Origin of the sequence: Mycobacterium shimoidei, from assembly GCF_900417275.1 — a bacterium.
GTDB classification, from domain to species: Bacteria; Actinomycetota; Actinomycetes; order Mycobacteriales; family Mycobacteriaceae; genus Mycobacterium; species Mycobacterium shimoidei.
In genome coordinates this window covers 4,500,110-4,515,246 of sequence record NZ_UEGW01000001.1, presented here as the reverse complement: position 1 = coordinate 4,515,246, position 15,137 = coordinate 4,500,110, and the positions used below count along the sequence as shown (strand labels likewise).

Sequence of the window (15,137 nt, the reverse complement as noted above, 5' to 3'; positions counted from 1 at the left end):
ATAGTCCGGTTTGATCGTGCAAAGATGTAGCCAACAACTGAAGGGAAATCGAGGCATGTCCGACATCAAGGTGCTGGCGTTGGTGGGGAGCTTGCGGGCGGCGTCGGCCAACCGCCAGATCGCCGAGCTGGCCGCCGAGGTCGCTCCGGACGGCGTGACCGTCACCGTGTTCGACGGGCTCGGCGATCTGCCCTTCTACAACGAAGACCTTGACCTCGACCCGGAGGGTGCGCCGGCCGCCGTCACCGCGCTGCGGACCGCCGCCGCCGAGGCCGATGCCGCGCTGGTGGTCACCCCGGAGTACAACGGCAGCATTCCCGGCGTGCTCAAAAATGCCATCGACTGGCTTTCCCGGCCGATCGGAAACGGCGCGCTGAAGGGCAAGCCGATGGCCGTCATCGGCGGAGCGCTGGGCCGCTACGGCGGCGTATGGGCCCACGACGAGACGCGCAAGTCCTTCGCCATCGCCGGTCCGCGCGTCGTCGAGGCGATCAAGCTCTCGGTGCCGCTGCAGACGCTCGACGGCAAGGCTCCCCGCGAGCACGCCGAACTGAGCGCCAACGTGCGCGACGTGGTTGGCAAGCTGGCCGCAGAGGTGAGCTGAAGGCTTTGCTGTAGCGCGACCGGAAGCGAACCGGGGGCCGCGCTTGTCGGTGGCCGGTGGTAAACCGTGTCGGCATGACTGGTAAGGGTCCGACGTGGCCGAACTGTGACCTACGACACGCCGATGACGGGGCTCCGAGACGGCTTACGACCAGGGAATTTCATGAATGTTGTTCAGAAGATGTGGTATCCCTTCTTATTGTCAGCCACTAGGTGTAGTGTTTCACCTCACCGACAGACCCGAGGTTCCCAAGGTCAGCCGGCCCGCACGGAAAGCTCGATATGTGGACGACATGTCAGCCCGACGTGGTCGGCGAGGACGGGGAATTTCGGGGCGTGGCGGTCTGCTGCACCAGCAGCGCAGATGAATTCCGGATAGTTGCCAGTCTGTCAGCTCGTCACCTTTGAAGGAGTCGTACCGCCGATGACCATCACCGTGTACACCAAGCCGGCATGCGTCCAGTGCAACGCCACCTACAAGGCGCTGGACAAAGAGGGCATCGCTTACCAGACCGTCGACATTTCCGTTGACAGTGAAGCCCGCGACTACGTGATGGCGTTGGGCTATCTGCAGGCCCCGGTGGTGGTGGCCGGAAACGAGCACTGGTCGGGTTTCCGGCCGGACCGGATCAAGGCGCTGGCAACCCCGGCGCTGAGCGCATAGGAGTCTTTCGTGGCATCGTGCAGCCTGGTGTATTTCTCCAGCGTGTCGGAGAACACCCATCGCTTCGTGCAGAAGCTGGGCATCCCGGCTACCCGGATACCGCTGCACGGCCGCATCGAGGTGGACCGGCCGTATGTGCTGGTGTTGCCGACCTACGGCGGCGGCCGGGCCACCCCGAACATCAACGACGGCGGTTACGTGCCCAAGCAGGTGATCGCCTTCTTGAACAACGAGCACAACCGCTCGTTGATCCGCGGGGTCATCGCCGCAGGCAACAACAATTTCGGTGCCGAGTTCTGCTACGCCGGCGAGGTGATTTCCCGCAAATGCGGTGTCCCTTATCTCTACCGCTTCGAGCTGATGGGAACCGACGAGGACGTGCAGGCCGTCCGCGCCGGTTTGGCTGAGTTTTGGAAGGACGACACGTGCCACCAACCGTCGCAACTGCAGAGCGTGTAACCCCCGCCGCCGGCCACGGCGCATTGCCGGGGGAGACGGATTATCACGCGCTGAACGCGATGCTGAATCTGTACGACGCTGACGGCAAGATTCAGTTCGACAAAGACCGGGAAGCCGCACACCAGTACTTCCTGCAGCACGTCAACCAGAACACCGTCTTCTTCCACAATCAGGACGAGAAGCTCGACTACCTGATCCGCGAGAACTATTACGAGCGTGAGGTTCTCGATCAGTACTCGCGCAACTTCGTCAAGAGCCTGCTGGATCGGGCTTACGCCAAGAAGTTCCGCTTCCCGACGTTCCTCGGCGCATTCAAGTACTACACCTCCTACACGCTGAAGACCTTCGACGGGAAGCGCTACCTGGAGCGATTCGAGGACCGAGTGTGCATGGTGGCGCTGACCCTGGCCGCCGGCGACACCGCGTTGGCCGAGAAGCTGGTCGACGAGATCATCGACGGCCGGTTCCAGCCGGCCACCCCGACGTTCCTCAACTCCGGCAAGAAACAGCGCGGCGAGCCGGTGAGTTGTTTTCTCTTGCGCATCGAGGACAACATGGAGTCCATCGGGCGCTCGATCAACTCGGCGCTGCAGCTGTCCAAGCGGGGCGGCGGAGTGGCGTTGCTGCTCACCAATATTCGCGAGCACGGGGCGCCGATCAAGAACATCGAGAACCAGTCTTCCGGCGTCATCCCGATCATGAAGCTGCTGGAGGACTCGTTCTCCTACGCCAACCAGCTCGGTGCGCGCCAAGGTGCCGGTGCGGTGTATCTGCACGCGCATCACCCGGACATCTACCGTTTCCTGGACACCAAGCGCGAAAACGCCGACGAGAAGATCCGGATCAAGACGCTGAGCCTGGGTGTGGTCATTCCCGACATCACCTTCGAGCTGGCCAAGAAGAACGAGGACATGTACTTGTTCTCGCCGTACGACGTCGAACGGGTCTACGGCGTGCCGTTTGCCGACATCTCGGTGACCGAGAAGTACTACGAGATGCTCGACAATCCGCGGATCCGCAAGACCAAGATCAAGGCGCGCGAATTTTTCCAGACGCTCGCCGAGCTGCAGTTTGAATCGGGTTATCCCTACATCATGTTCGAGGACACGGTGAACCGGACCAACCCGATCGAGGGCAAGATCACCCACTCGAACCTGTGCTCAGAGATTCTGCAGGTCTCGACCCCGTCGGTGTTCAACGACGACCTGTCCTACGCCCATGTGGGCAAGGACATTTCGTGCAACCTCGGTTCGTTGAACATTGCCAAGACGATGGACTCGCCGGACTTCGCGCAAACCATCGAGGTGGCGATCCGGGCATTGACGGCGGTTTCCGATCAGACCCACATCAGGTCAGTTCCTTCGATCGAGAAGGGCAACAACGAATCTCACGCGATCGGGCTGGGTCAGATGAACCTGCACGGCTACCTGGCCCGCGAGCGCATCTTCTACGGGTCCGAAGAGGGCATCGACTTCACCAACATCTACTTCTACTGCGTGCTCTACCACGCGCTGCGGGCATCGAATCGCATTGCGATCGAACGAGGTACGGCCTTCAAGGGCTTCGAGCGGTCCAAGTATGCGACGGGGGAGTTCTTCGACAAGTACACCGACCAGGTCTGGGAACCCAAGACCGCCAAGGTGCGTCAACTCTTCGACGACGCCGGAATTCGCATCCCCACCCAGGATGACTGGCGGCGGTTGAAGGAGTCGGTCCAGGCGCACGGCATCTACAACCAGAACCTGCAGGCGGTGCCGCCGACCGGGTCGATCTCCTACATCAACCACTCGACGAGCTCGATCCACCCGATCGTGTCGAAGATCGAGATCCGCAAGGAAGGCAAGATCGGCCGGGTCTACTACCCGGCGCCCTACATGACCAACGACAACCTGGAGTACTACCAGGACGCCTACGAAATCGGCTACGAGAAGATCATCGACACCTACGCCGCGGCCACCCAACACGTGGACCAGGGGCTGAGCCTGACGTTGTTCTTCAAGGACACCGCCACCACCCGGGATGTGAACAAGGCGCAGATCTACGCCTGGCGCAAGGGCATCAAGACGCTGTACTACATCCGGCTGCGGCAGATGGCGCTGGAGGGCACCGAGGTCGAAGGCTGCGTCAGCTGCATGCTCTAGAGGTGTTCTAGCTAAGTCGCAGGCCAGGGAAAATGTCCCCTGGCCAGCGTTTTTGTTCCTGGGGTCGCGTAGCAGCTTTTGCGCCCGATGAGCAAGAATGGGCACCGCGGGTGGCACGTACGTGGCACGCGGCATGGCACATGGCACGGCGGAGGGCGGCACGCATGGCACGGCAGTTCGGGAACATCCGGAAACTACCCAGCGGCCGGTACCAGGCGCGGTACCCGTCACCCGTCGATGGCAGCTCTACCCCTGCGCCGACCACGTTCACCACCAAGAAGGCGGCCTCCGCGTGGCTCGCCGACGTGCAGACCTCGATCGAGAAGAACCAGTGGAAGTCTCCCGAGCAGGTCGCCGCGGAGAAGGCCGAGCATGCCGCCGCCCGCGCTGAGGTGCTCACCGTGGCCCAGCTCGCCGAGGTCTGGCTGGAGACGATCCCGAGTGAGAACCACCGCGTGATCTCAATCAGCCGCGTGCGCAGGTTCATCAACCCGGAGCTCGGCGACATCCCGATCGACGAGCTCACCAAGGAGCGGTGCGATCGCTGGTACCGCGACATGCAGACGACCCTCTGCCCCGGGGCGCCGACTCAAGTTCGGCGGACGTTCGCGGCGCTGCACGCGATGCTCAAGATGGCCGTGCACGAGGATTGGATTCCGGTCTCCCCGCTGCGCATCAAGGGCGCGCTGATCGACACGCCGGCGCGGGAGCCGCAGACCGCGACCGTAGCGGAGGTGGACCAGCTCGCGGCCGCGATGCCGGCGGAGTTGTCCATGGCGGTGCAGCTCGCGGCGTGGTGCGGCCTACGCGCCGGTGAGGTTCTTGGGCTGCAGCTCGATGACATCGCCGAGGACCGCGCCGTCGCAGGAGAGGGCACCGGCGTGATTCGTATCTACCTCCGCCGGCACGTCGTGCAGGGGCGAGGCACCGGTTCGATGACGATCGTGCCGGGCACTAAGGCAGCCGACAAGGTCGAGTCTGTTGTGGTACCGCCGCACCTGGTTGCCCCGTTGTGGGCGCACGCCGAGAAGTACGGCCGGAAGACGGAGCCACGGTGGTTGTTTCCGGGCACGCGGACGGTGGACATGCCCTGCGGGTACGCGACGCTCGACCGGCGCTTCCGCCTCGCGAAGGAGGCATGCGACTTGGAGCACCTGACGTTCCACGATCTGCGCCGGACGGGGAACACGATCGCGGCGTTGGCCGGCGCGACAGCGGGGGAGATGAAGCAACGGCTTCGGCACCGCACGAGTGAGGCCGCGGAGAGGTACATCGTCGCGGCGAAGGGGGCCGACGTCGACCTCGCAAAGCGGATGAGTGAGCAGGCGATCACAGGCCACGCCGCGGTCAGCGTGGAGCACATCGACGCTGTGATCGAGACCGTCTCTGCGTTGGTGGAGCAGGTCCGGGTGGGCGGTGATGAGGAGTTGGCTCGGTATCTGCTCGACAAGCTCGAAGTAGTCAACGCGGCGGCGACCCGAGCCGGACAAACGGACGTCGAAGCCGGTGCGAACATATGCCGGTGACTACCGAACCACCCCAAGTCTTCATGTCTTACTCGCATGACAGTGAAGAGCATCGCGACTGGGTCCTGCAACTATCCCACCGGTTGCGCAGCAACGGTGTCGACGTCTGCCTGGACCGTTGGAACGTCAGCCTCGGCGGCAACCTCGCCCACTACATGGAGCGCGCCGCGGACCAGAAGTATCGCGTGATCGCCGTCGTGTCCGAGAACTACAGTCGCAAGTGCAACGACCGAGAAGGCGGAGCCGGAGTCGAGGGGCAGATGCTGTCCGCGCGGCTGTTCGCGGACTTGGGTTCCAACCCCGTGATCCCGATCATCCGGAACAACCCGGGCAACCCGCCGGTGTTGCCCGCATTCCTCGGCGGGCGGATGTACGAAGACTTCCGCGAGGACGCCTCCCAGGAGGACGCCTACGAGCGGCTGCTTCGCGAGATCCATGGAGTCCCTGTCGACGCCGCGCCGCCATTAGGCCCGAACCCGCTCGAAGGGCGCACGGCCGTCGAAGCGAGTCTGGCGATCAGGAACTCGCCGGAGCGGTGGCACAACCCGTCGCCCCACGGCGACGTCGAGTTCGTCTACTCCCAGAACAGCGGCAGGTACAAGCTCGGCAGCGGCACCGCGCAGTTCACGCTGGACGTGGGACAGCGCGGGCTCGGGACCGTCTACGTGCTTAACGATCCTGGCGACATCGCCAACGTCGCGGTGATCAACCGGGCTCGGGAACGCTCGGAGCTCCTCACTGATGTTTCCCGGTTCGATCTGAGCAGCAGATCCGTCACCCCCGGCGTGGGCGACGCCGTCGTGCTGCACAACCGGAACGGGTTCTGGGCGCTGGTGTACATCACGAAGATCCACGCGCGTGAGGCGCTGAACCGCGAACTCGTGATCAACTTCCGGTTTGAGATACAACTCGACCGGACTCCGAACTTCAGCGGATTCGAATTCCCCGACACGGACGCCCCGCAGAAGTCCGAGAGCCAGACGGAGCATTAGTAGATGGTCGTTCACCCCGAGCAGGATGAGCAGGTTCGGCACCGCCTGAACGAACTCGCAGAGCTCGCCGAAGCGTGCCGCGACGCATTCCTTGGCACCGCGGAGACTTCGCATTGGCAACCTGCCATCTCGTCTCCCGCTGCGAAGCTCAAGGTGGACCTTGATCAGCTCGACCCCGCCGGGTTCACCCTGGTCTCCGAGGTGATCGTCACCTACCTGGAGATCGCGGCCGGCCACCTTGGCGGACTCGCGGCGCTGTACCGCAGCGGTGAAGCGATGTTTCCGCCGCTGCCGCTCGCCCGGTCCGTTCTCGAACTCACAGCGCACGTGATGTGGGTGATCGGGAAGCCGCCGGTTGTGGCTGCGGACATCCTTGCGAGGGCGTACTTGGAGGAGTTCACCAGCCGCGAGACGGCGAAGCAGTCGGCCGGTCGCATGGACGCGAAGACATCCGCGCCGCACCAGAGGGCCAAGCGGGAGTGGATCGAGTTTCGCGACCGGGTGATCGCCACGTTCCCCAAGACCATCGCCGAAGACCTCGGCGGGAATCCGATCGGCCGCACGATCTCCGGCCAGGTGTTCCCCCGCCCCGAAGACTGCGTCGAGGAGATGTTCGATCAGCTCCACGCGGCGGTCGGCGGCATCACCAAGCGGCAGGCTTCCGGCGTGTACGGCTTCCTCTGCGCTGGAACGCACCCGTCGCTCTACCAGGCCAAGCAGTGGAGACAGTACGTCGACCACGGTGACCATGTCGGCACGATCCTCCGCGTCGGCGTCCGGGATCTCGAACGACTCCTCTTCGTTCCTGTCGCCGCGTACTACAACGCACTCTCGTACACGATCAGCTTCTACGGGTTGGACCTCGCCGCCCACGAGGAACTCACCCGCAAGATCGACAAGCTCATGCCGGGCGCACTGACCTGACCGATCGTGTCGATCTTGCGCTACCTGAACACGAAGCAGCCACCTCACCCGATCGGATGAGGTGGCTGTTCCCGTTGATCGCGGATTACGTGGGGACCCGTTGCGGGCGGGGATCAGAGACGTTCTGCCACAGTCCGTCAGTAATGCCCGGCCCGTAGCTGCCGCCGACACCACAGACAGGTACCCCGTTGCGATCGCAGGGCTCGTAGTCCGGTGTCGTCGGGGACAGGCACCCGCCCTTCGGCCAGCCGCGGCGACCGACTTCCCAGGTGTTGATGTTCGGCACGCCGCCGGGCATCACCCAGTACACCGCGCCGCGCGGAGTGCGCACGAAGCTGTGGCAGCCGTCGGCCCAGCGGTAGTCCTTGAAGTCCGCGGCGGCCGCGTCGGCAGCAGCTCTGTGTTCCGCCGGGATCTCGACGAAGCCCTCCGTCGCCGCGAGTGCGGGCGCATCACGCAGCGTGCACGGCGGCGACAGCCACAGGGACAGCCCGGCGGCCACCGCAACGAGCACCGCGGCCACCATCGTGACGGGCGAGAGGATCCAGTCGCGCACCGCGGTGGCCGCGGTGCGGATGCGGGCGCTCATCGGACGCCTCCCCGCGCGGAGCAGCCGTATTCCTTCACGGTGCGGTCGAGCGGGGCGCCGCCGATTGGCACTGGCCCGGTCTCATTCAGCACCCAGACATTCCCGTCGGGCATCAGCACCGCGGAGTGGCAGGCGGTGACGCCCCCACTCGGCGCGGCGAACATGAACGGCAGGCCGGCGCGCATCGCCCGCTGCGCTGCGGTCTGATCCACCGCCGTGCTGAGCGAGGAGAGATCCGGGACCCCTTCCGGCCGGGGCGATGTCGGGGCGGGGACGGCTGCGGCGATCGCGAAAGCGTCCCGACGCGTCTCCCACGAGTCCAAGCCGAACCCGCGATCGCCGCAGCCGAGGAGGTCCCGCCGAGGGCTGAAGGCGGTTCCGCCGACAGGAGCCGTGTCGGGATGGTTCAGGATCCACACCGCGCCGTCGGGCATCCGCATGTAGGTGCGGCAGGCCGAAACCTGGCCGCCCTCGTCGCGCTCGGGAAAGACGAACGGCTGCCCAGAGGCGGCCGCATCGCGCGCGCCGACGATGTCCACCCATGCGGGCAGATCGTCGACGCCGATCTTCTGCGGAGCGAGAGCGGGAGCTGCGACGGTCGCGCTGCTCGGGGCGGCGGACTTGGGCGCCGGATCGGTGGTGCAGCTGGTCAGGGTGACGGCGGCGATGGCGATGGCGGCGGCCATGTTGAGGATCTTCATGGTCAGTTTCCCTTCGGGGCGGTGGTCTGGCCGGGCAACGGGGTTCCGCCGCCCCCGTGCTGATTCGTCGGGCGTCCGGCGTCGACATCGTTCGGCGCCGCGCCGTCGCAGCCCGTACGACCGGCTTCCCAGGCCGTCACGGTCTCGGGGTCCGCAGCCAGCATCCCGCCTCCGCCGCGTCCGCCCCACTCGGTGGCACCCGCTGCTTGCCACAGCCTCCCGTCGCCGGTCCGCACGACGATGTGGCACACGCCGTCGACACCGAGCACAGTTTCGATGTCGGGTGCTGCGGCGGGCCGATACACCCCGGCGCCGCCGGAGCATGGCTGTGCTCCGGGCGGTTGCGTGCACGCCGGGCTCGGCGACGGGCACGGCTTTGCCGCGGCTTCTCCCGGCAGCACGGTGCCGTCATCGCAGCTGTGCAGATGCTCGTTGCTGAATGTGGGCGAAGGCCCTGTGTCGCGGACCAACGGCGGCGCCGAGCAGGCCGTGGCCAGAATCGAGCCGGTGACGAGGATCGACAGGGCGGGGACGGGGATCTTCATGGTGTTCTCCTTGGTGAGGAAGGTGGTGGGCGCTCATCCGAGGTCGGTTGGATGCGGAGTCTGGGGTCAGGCGGCGCGCAGCTGCGCGCTCGGTGGGCGGATCTTCGCCAAGGCCTTGCGGCGAGGGACGGTGATCTTGAACGGCAACACATCGCCGCGGCGGAGCCAGGCCACTCCGAGCGCGGCGGCGAACGCAGCGTCAGCGCGGTCCTGGATGTTCTTGTCGCGGGTGGCGGCAGGCCAGGCTGCCGCGTAGGCGGCGACCACCTCGGCCTTGCTCGCGTTGCCCTTGCCGGCCGCGAATTGCTTGATCTGAGACGGGGCGACCTCGATGATCGGAGCGCCTCCCGCGACGAGTCCCTCGGCCACGGCCCACCAGAGGAAGCCGCGGCGCGTCAGGCTCGAGTCCTTCTCCTTCACCGAGAACTGGAGGCCCTCGACCACGACCAGTTCCGGCGCGCACGCCAACACCTGCTGCACGATCCCGTCTACGAGTTCGCGGTGCCGCTGTACGTGCGCGCCGAGGTTGTCGTCCGCCGGAGCCGGGCTGCGGTGCACCGCGGTGGCCAGCTCTCCGGTCTCCAGGTTGATCGCTGCGATTGCAGACCCGGTCAACGACAAATCGAGTCCGATCACGGTGCTCATGCCGATGCCTCCGCCAGCTCCCGCGCCGCGGCCTGGATGCGACCGACGGCGGTGCTGCTGATGCCCACCTCGCTGGCGATCATCCGCTGCGAGGCACCCTGCGCCGTCATCTCCAGCACGCGGGTCACCTGCTCGACGGTGGCGGCGGTGCGACCGTCGGCGACGAGGTGCTCCGCGGTGGCGCGGTGCACCGCGATGTCCTCGGGGTCAAGGGGCGCGGCCGGTGCGGGGCGCGGGGCGGGAGCCAACCCGTCGCGGTGCACCTCGAAGCGGGGCAGCTGTGGGTCAGCCTGCTCCGCGGTGTCGGCGAGGGTCGGGGCGACCTGCTCCGCGGGCTGGACGGGGCGCGGGTCACGCTGCGGGTCGGGGCGCTGCTCCGCCTGTTCCGCGATCGGGGCGGTATCGACATCCTCGCTGGTCAGCGGCTGCCCCGCGGGCTCGGCGGGGCGGTGCACCGCGGGGTGCGGGTCAGCCTGCACCGCGGTCGGGGCGACCTCACGGGGCGGCTGCGGGGCGGAGTCTCGCACCTGCTCCGCGGGGCGCTCCGCGGTGCGGTGCACCGCCAGCTGCTCCGAGGCGGTGGTGCGGCGCGGTCGGGTCGCGGCCACCAGGCCCACGGTGCACACCGCGATCAGGCCGTCGAGGATCAGCGGGAACAGCGCGGCGTCCGCCCGGCCGTACCCGTAGTCGACGGCGAGGTCGCGAATCGCCGCGAAGCTGAGGCGGAACGCTGCGCCGGCCAGCATCACGATTGCCAGCAGGAAAAACCAGAAGATCGCCCGGCGGTCGCCAGCCGCACGCGTCCACGCGGCCATGAGGTGAAACAGGCCGAGCAGCGCGACCGGTGCCAGCATCGCAAACAGCACCGGGCCGATTGCCGCGACCCCGAAGTCGTAGCGGATCACGGCGTGCGCGATGTTCGCGGCGACACTCGCCACCGTCGCCGCGATGAGCAGGGCCCACAGGATGCTGCGAACCTCGTGCATCGGACGGGCGGTCTCGGTGGTCGTCATGGTGCGGTCCCTCCTCGGAACGGGTGTTGCAGGTTTAGATGGTCTGACCTGCGGAAACGTCTCGAACAGCCACAGTGGCTGTTTCAGACCAGCCACGGTGCGCTCGAACAGCCACGGTGGCCGGATCGGCTCGTAGCGCGGGATTGAGCGGCACTTTGAGCGACGCTTTGAGCGCCGGATTGAGCGCCGGCACGGTCTCCGCGACGGGTTCTGAGGGGCAAAAGCCCAGGTCGCGGGTCCGCAAACACATACCTGCCTCATCGGCGGGGTCGGTGCTCACCTTGAGGTCGGTGACTGGATTGAGCACGGGGTTGATCACGGTTGAGCGGCTCACGAGACGGTCTCCCGCTCATCCCGAGCGGCTGCGAGGCGCGCCGTCACGGCGGGCCGGCCGATGTGCATCAGCGTCGCGAGCGCTCGCTCCGATGCGCCGCACTCGTGGAGTACCAGCATCAACTCGTTCTCGTGACGGGCGATCTGCGCCTGCCGGCGACGCCACCGCGCGAGGGCCTCAGCGGCCGCGGTGGGGCTCGGAGCCTCGGGCTCGATGTCGCGCAGTGCCTGCGACGCTGCTTGGATCGAGCCTTGCAGCATCGATGCGGCGAGGGGCAGCTGCGCGGCTGCCCGGGCAGCCGCGGCGGTGTCGGTGACGACGAACCGGGTCATGGGGCACCTCCGAGCACGGGGATCAGACCGGCACCGGCTGACGTGTCCGCACCGGCACAGGGCAGGTGTCCCGAACCGCATGCCGTGTGTCCCGACCGCATCTGAGTGGGTGTCCCGACCGTGACTGGACCAGTGTCCCGACCGTGACTGAAGGTGTCCGCGGAAGAGAATGCCGTGGTCAGAGCGTTTCGGGGGCTCATGCGTTCATCCACACGCCGTTGGGCAGCTGCGTCATGGGCCGCCCACGCCCCGCTGCGCGGGTGCGGCGCAGGTTCTCGCTCAGGGTCTGCGGCCGCACCCCGACGGCCCGCGCCGTGGTCACGACCGGGGCGCCGCCGAGGACGGCCACCCCGAGCGCCGCGTACTCGAGCTTCCGGATGTCAGGCGCCGCCGACCGCAGCGCGACGACGGCGTCAACGAGCTGATCCGGCGTCGGCGGCGTCTCCTGCGCGGCGAGTTCAGCCAGCGGCCCAGTCGCCTCGACCAACGCGTCGAGCAACTTCTTCACTGCGTCGGGAGCGAGGTCGGACGCGGCCTGGACGTTGGCGGCGGTGGGCCTGCGCTTGAGGTGCTCGTCGCACGGGGCGTAGGGCTTCGGGTCCTTAGCCATGATGGTCTCCTGTTTCTTGAGGTGGATCAGTTCGTGTGGCCGTCGGCCAGGGGACGGGCACCGGGGCGGTAGCCCTCGTTGGCGGGGTCGTCGACCACGGCAGCCGGGATCGGGCGGCCGTCCTCGTCGTCCAGGTAGCGGGCGGGGAGGCTGTCACTGCTCGGCTCCGAGACGGGCGTCCAGTCGGCCCAGCTGCCGTCGGAACCGGGGGCATCGCCGCGGGGGAGGCGGTAGGCGAACCGGCGCTGCTTCGGCGCCTGACGCACCGCGGTGTCGAACCGGCGCTCTGCTTCGGACCGGGGTGGGTTGAAGTAGGCGCGGATTTTCTCGGCGCGGTTGGTGTCCGCATCGACTAGCACGCCGAGGCCCTTGTCCTTCTTCGTGATCGTGGCCGCGATCTCGGAGGCGCGCGACCGGGCGTCGGTGTTGAACAGGTTCGCCAGGTTGATCGGCTTCGGCTCGCCGAGCGACACCAACGTGTTTGTGTTCGCCCGGATCATCCCGGCGTACCCGTCCGAGTACGCGCTCTGGCCGGCGGTCACGTAGAAGATGCGGAATTCCCGCGCCTGCGATGCGATGAAGTTCAGGTGCGCCTGCGTCCTCTCGGCGGCCTTCTGCGCGTCGCCCTTCTCCTCCTTGAGGTCGAACAGCCATGCCGGGAGCTCATCGAGTACGGCGAGGATCGGAGTCGGTCGGTAGTCGATCCCGCGGTAGGACAACGCAGCGGCGATCGCCTGGCGGCGTTCGAGCTCGTCACGGAGCCAGAGGATGGCCCTGTGCAGCACCGCCTGCGAACCCGACGCGTAGTGCACCACGCCGGGCAGCCCCTCCCGCGCGATGTTGCGCATGTCCTTGCCGCGTTTTGCGTCCCACAGCAGGACCTGCGCGCCCTGCAGTACGGCGGCGCGCACCAGCTGGCTCAGCATGACGGTCTTGCCGCTGCCGGTACCGCCGAAGACGGCCCCGTGGGGCACCACGTCCTGCGGCACCAGGATCGGAATCTCGCGTCCCGTCTCCTCGTCGACACGCACTCCGAACGGGAGGAAGAAGTCCTTCACGGCGTAGCGCTCCGGTTCGGTTCTCGGCCGAGTAAACAGCTCGGGCCGAAGCAGTGCGGTCTTCGGGAGCTCGCGCGTGACGGCGCCAGTGTTGAGGTGGATGACCGGGAAGACGCCGCGGCCCTTCACCTCGAGCTCGGGTGCGTTCAGCGCCTGCCGCAACGCGTCCTGCTTCGCCTGCACGTCACGGAGCAGCATCCCCCCGCGCAGCCTCAGCTCCACGGTGCCGCCACGGTGGTCCGCCCCGAAGCTGTGCACGACCGGGTAGCGGCGCAGCTTCTTGTTCGACCTGTGCGTCTGAAAGAGGCCGGCAAGATCGAAGACCCGCTGCTGTCCCTCTTCGGTCTCGTAGAACAGCCGAGCCCGGGTTCCGTGTGCGCGCCACGCTGTTCCGGGTCCCTCGATCCCGCGCCGCTGCAGAGTGACGATGCGCGGGTCGGAGTGGCGCTTCACCTCGAACTCGCCGAGGTTGCCGCGCTCCCGGATCTTCGCCGCGAGGAAGTCCCCGACCGCCTTGCGGCGCACGTCCGGCGGGCACGTCACATTCGCGAACACGCCCCCGTTCTTGACGAAGACCTCGACCTGGAAGCGGCCTGGATCAGCGGGGGTGAGCACCTGGCGCACGCCCTCGGCGATCCAGTCCGCGCCCGACAACTGCCGGTCCTCGGACGGCTGCTGAGCGGGGAGCGGGCGGGCGGCTTCGATCTCCGGAAGCAGCCGCTCGTACTCGTCGGCCCACTGGGCCAGACGACGTTCCTGCGCTTCGGCGGCGGCTGCGGTCTCCTGTGCGGACTGCGGCTCGGGTGCGGGCTCGCCCGGAGTCACCAGGCGCAGCTTGGGCTCGGGTTCGGTCGGCTGCTCAGCGGGCTTGGCTGCGCGACCCGCCAAGCTCAGGGGGTTGACGGCGTTCATCAGACCCAGTCGCCGTCGTCGTTGTAGTCGATGGGAGCGGCCGGCAGTTCCTTGGCGGGCTGCGCCTGCCCCACCGCGGTCGGCGCCTTGTCCATGGACAGGCGCGTGGTGAACCAGTCGCGGGCCGCGTCACGCTGGAACGGGCTCGCCGACTCCACCCGGGCTGTGCGCTCGAGGTGCGGTCGCACCCGGTCCAGTTGCGTTGCGCCGATCGAGTAGTCGCGGGTGTCGACGCTGATCTCCACGTCGCCATCACCGACGGCGGCGATCCACGCCACAGTGGCTGCGGGGGTGAAGGTGCCGGTCTCCGGATTGGTCTCGCCGAGCCCCGCGAGCTGGCACGCCTGCAACCATGCGCTGCGGATCGGCGCGTCATCGCCGCTGCGGGTGATCGCCTGAGCGAACGCCGTGCCGGTCTCCCACGGCACATAGGCGCCGAACGTCGCGTACCGCTGCAGATCCTCGTCGCTCATCGGCGGTGCCGCTGGCAGCTCCGGTTGCGGCATCGGGGGCGGGGCGAGGCCGATCCCGTCGGGGTCGTAGACGGAGGGGTCGGGCATCTGCTCGGCCGCCAGTTCCCGCGCAGCCTGGACCTGCACCGCGTGGTGGTCAGCGGCGATGGCACGACCGCGAGCGAGGGTGGCCGCGTCGGCGCCGGCGGCGTCCTTCTCCTTGTCGGCGGTCTCGGAGCGCAGACCGGCGATCACAGCCCAGGCGATGAGGCCGCCGACGATGACCACGATCCAGACGGCATGGTCCGAGACCCAGTCGCCACCCGAGCCGGACGACGGCGCGGTGGTGGGTGCGGGGGTGGTGGTACCGAGCCCCTTCAGATCCTCGATGCCCTTGCAGAACTCGGCCATCGCAGGCGACGGGTTCTCGCAGCCGGTGGGGTCGGCGGCGGCCGGGGCGGCGGTACCACACGCCGCGGCGGTCACCGCGAGGGTCAGCGCGGCGGTGAAGCGGCCGTATCGGATGTTTGCTGTAGTGCGCATAACCCCACATGTACACCACATCTGTTCGGTACACAAGGCTGCGCGCGAATGGCGCATTGAGATGCCGGTCGATGGATTCTCCAAAATAGAGAAT

The 15,137-nt window shown here is 67.2% G+C and carries 17 protein-coding genes; 7 read left to right on the top strand and 10 right to left on the bottom strand.

Annotation, left to right across the window (positions count from 1 at the left end):
• The first annotated feature begins 55 nt into the window (after nucleotides 1-55).
• The 7 genes from MSP7336_RS21875 to MSP7336_RS21845 all read left to right on the top strand — a co-directional run bounded on the left by MSP7336_RS21875 (nucleotide 56) and on the right by MSP7336_RS21845 (nucleotide 7,309).
• Complete coding sequence (locus MSP7336_RS21875) at nucleotides 56-604, top strand: NAD(P)H-dependent oxidoreductase (protein WP_069395051.1); 549 nt, start codon at nucleotides 56-58, stop codon at nucleotides 602-604.
• A 423-nt stretch (nucleotides 605-1,027) separates the two neighbouring features.
• Nucleotides 1,028-1,267 (top strand): redoxin NrdH, encoded by a 240-nt coding sequence (locus MSP7336_RS21870; RefSeq protein ID WP_113964587.1) that lies wholly within the window; start codon nucleotides 1,028-1,030, stop codon nucleotides 1,265-1,267.
• A 9-nt stretch (nucleotides 1,268-1,276) separates the two neighbouring features.
• The gene (nrdI, locus tag MSP7336_RS21865; RefSeq protein ID WP_069395049.1) at nucleotides 1,277-1,726 is read left to right on the top strand and encodes a class Ib ribonucleoside-diphosphate reductase assembly flavoprotein NrdI; all 450 of its coding nucleotides are present in this window, start codon (nucleotides 1,277-1,279) and stop codon (nucleotides 1,724-1,726) included.
• 23 nt (nucleotides 1,727-1,749) lie between these two features.
• Nucleotides 1,750-3,867, top strand: coding sequence for a class 1b ribonucleoside-diphosphate reductase subunit alpha (gene nrdE / locus MSP7336_RS21860; protein WP_181787018.1), 2,118 nt, complete (start codon nucleotides 1,750-1,752; stop codon nucleotides 3,865-3,867).
• A gap of 164 nt (nucleotides 3,868-4,031) precedes the next feature.
• Complete coding sequence (locus tag MSP7336_RS21855; RefSeq protein WP_181786890.1) at nucleotides 4,032-5,393, top strand: tyrosine-type recombinase/integrase; 1,362 nt, start codon at nucleotides 4,032-4,034, stop codon at nucleotides 5,391-5,393.
• The gene (locus MSP7336_RS21850; RefSeq protein ID WP_181786888.1) at nucleotides 5,390-6,385 is read left to right on the top strand and encodes a toll/interleukin-1 receptor domain-containing protein; all 996 of its coding nucleotides are present in this window, start codon (nucleotides 5,390-5,392) and stop codon (nucleotides 6,383-6,385) included. Before MSP7336_RS21855 ends, MSP7336_RS21850 begins: the two co-directional genes overlap by 4 nt.
• A 3-nt stretch (nucleotides 6,386-6,388) precedes the next feature.
• Nucleotides 6,389-7,309, top strand: coding sequence for an RNA-binding protein (locus MSP7336_RS21845; RefSeq protein WP_113964583.1), 921 nt, complete (start codon nucleotides 6,389-6,391; stop codon nucleotides 7,307-7,309).
• A gap of 85 nt (nucleotides 7,310-7,394) precedes the next feature.
• Here MSP7336_RS21845 and MSP7336_RS21840 read toward each other — a convergent pair whose 3' ends face one another.
• The 10 genes from MSP7336_RS21840 to MSP7336_RS21800 all read right to left on the bottom strand — a co-directional run bounded on the left by MSP7336_RS21840 (nucleotide 7,395) and on the right by MSP7336_RS21800 (nucleotide 15,043).
• Nucleotides 7,395-7,898 (bottom strand): hypothetical protein, encoded by a 504-nt coding sequence (locus tag MSP7336_RS21840; RefSeq protein WP_113964582.1) that lies wholly within the window; start codon nucleotides 7,896-7,898, stop codon nucleotides 7,395-7,397.
• Nucleotides 7,895-8,599 (bottom strand): hypothetical protein, encoded by a 705-nt coding sequence (locus tag MSP7336_RS21835; protein ID WP_113964581.1) that lies wholly within the window; start codon nucleotides 8,597-8,599, stop codon nucleotides 7,895-7,897. Before MSP7336_RS21835 ends, MSP7336_RS21840 begins: the two co-directional genes overlap by 4 nt.
• Before the next feature lie 2 nt (nucleotides 8,600-8,601).
• On the bottom strand, nucleotides 8,602-9,144 hold the full coding sequence (locus MSP7336_RS21830; RefSeq protein WP_113964580.1) for a hypothetical protein: 543 nt from the start codon (nucleotides 9,142-9,144) through the stop codon (nucleotides 8,602-8,604).
• 66 nt (nucleotides 9,145-9,210) lie between these two features.
• Nucleotides 9,211-9,789: a RuvC family protein gene (locus tag MSP7336_RS21825; RefSeq protein ID WP_113964579.1), complete on the bottom strand. Its 579-nt coding sequence runs from the start codon at nucleotides 9,787-9,789 to the stop codon at nucleotides 9,211-9,213.
• A complete protein-coding gene (locus tag MSP7336_RS21820) occupies nucleotides 9,786-10,802 on the bottom strand; it encodes a DUF2637 domain-containing protein (RefSeq protein ID WP_181786886.1) in 1,017 nt (338 codons plus the stop codon). The genes MSP7336_RS21825 and MSP7336_RS21820 overlap by 4 nt, the downstream gene beginning before the upstream one ends.
• A gap of 34 nt (nucleotides 10,803-10,836) precedes the next feature.
• Complete coding sequence (locus MSP7336_RS23925; RefSeq protein WP_181786884.1) at nucleotides 10,837-11,136, bottom strand: hypothetical protein; 300 nt, start codon at nucleotides 11,134-11,136, stop codon at nucleotides 10,837-10,839.
• On the bottom strand, nucleotides 11,133-11,468 hold the full coding sequence (locus MSP7336_RS21815; protein WP_113964577.1) for a chromosome partitioning protein: 336 nt from the start codon (nucleotides 11,466-11,468) through the stop codon (nucleotides 11,133-11,135). Before MSP7336_RS21815 ends, MSP7336_RS23925 begins: the two co-directional genes overlap by 4 nt.
• A gap of 196 nt (nucleotides 11,469-11,664) precedes the next feature.
• Complete coding sequence (locus MSP7336_RS21810; RefSeq protein ID WP_113964576.1) at nucleotides 11,665-12,078, bottom strand: hypothetical protein; 414 nt, start codon at nucleotides 12,076-12,078, stop codon at nucleotides 11,665-11,667.
• Between the two features lie 26 nt (nucleotides 12,079-12,104).
• Nucleotides 12,105-14,048 (bottom strand): FtsK/SpoIIIE domain-containing protein, encoded by a 1,944-nt coding sequence (locus MSP7336_RS21805; RefSeq protein WP_113964575.1) that lies wholly within the window; start codon nucleotides 14,046-14,048, stop codon nucleotides 12,105-12,107.
• Entirely contained in the window at nucleotides 14,048-15,043 is a 996-nt protein-coding gene (locus MSP7336_RS21800; protein WP_113964574.1) for a hypothetical protein, read from the bottom strand. The genes MSP7336_RS21805 and MSP7336_RS21800 overlap by 1 nt, the downstream gene beginning before the upstream one ends.
• Between the last annotated feature and the right edge of the window lie 94 nt (nucleotides 15,044-15,137).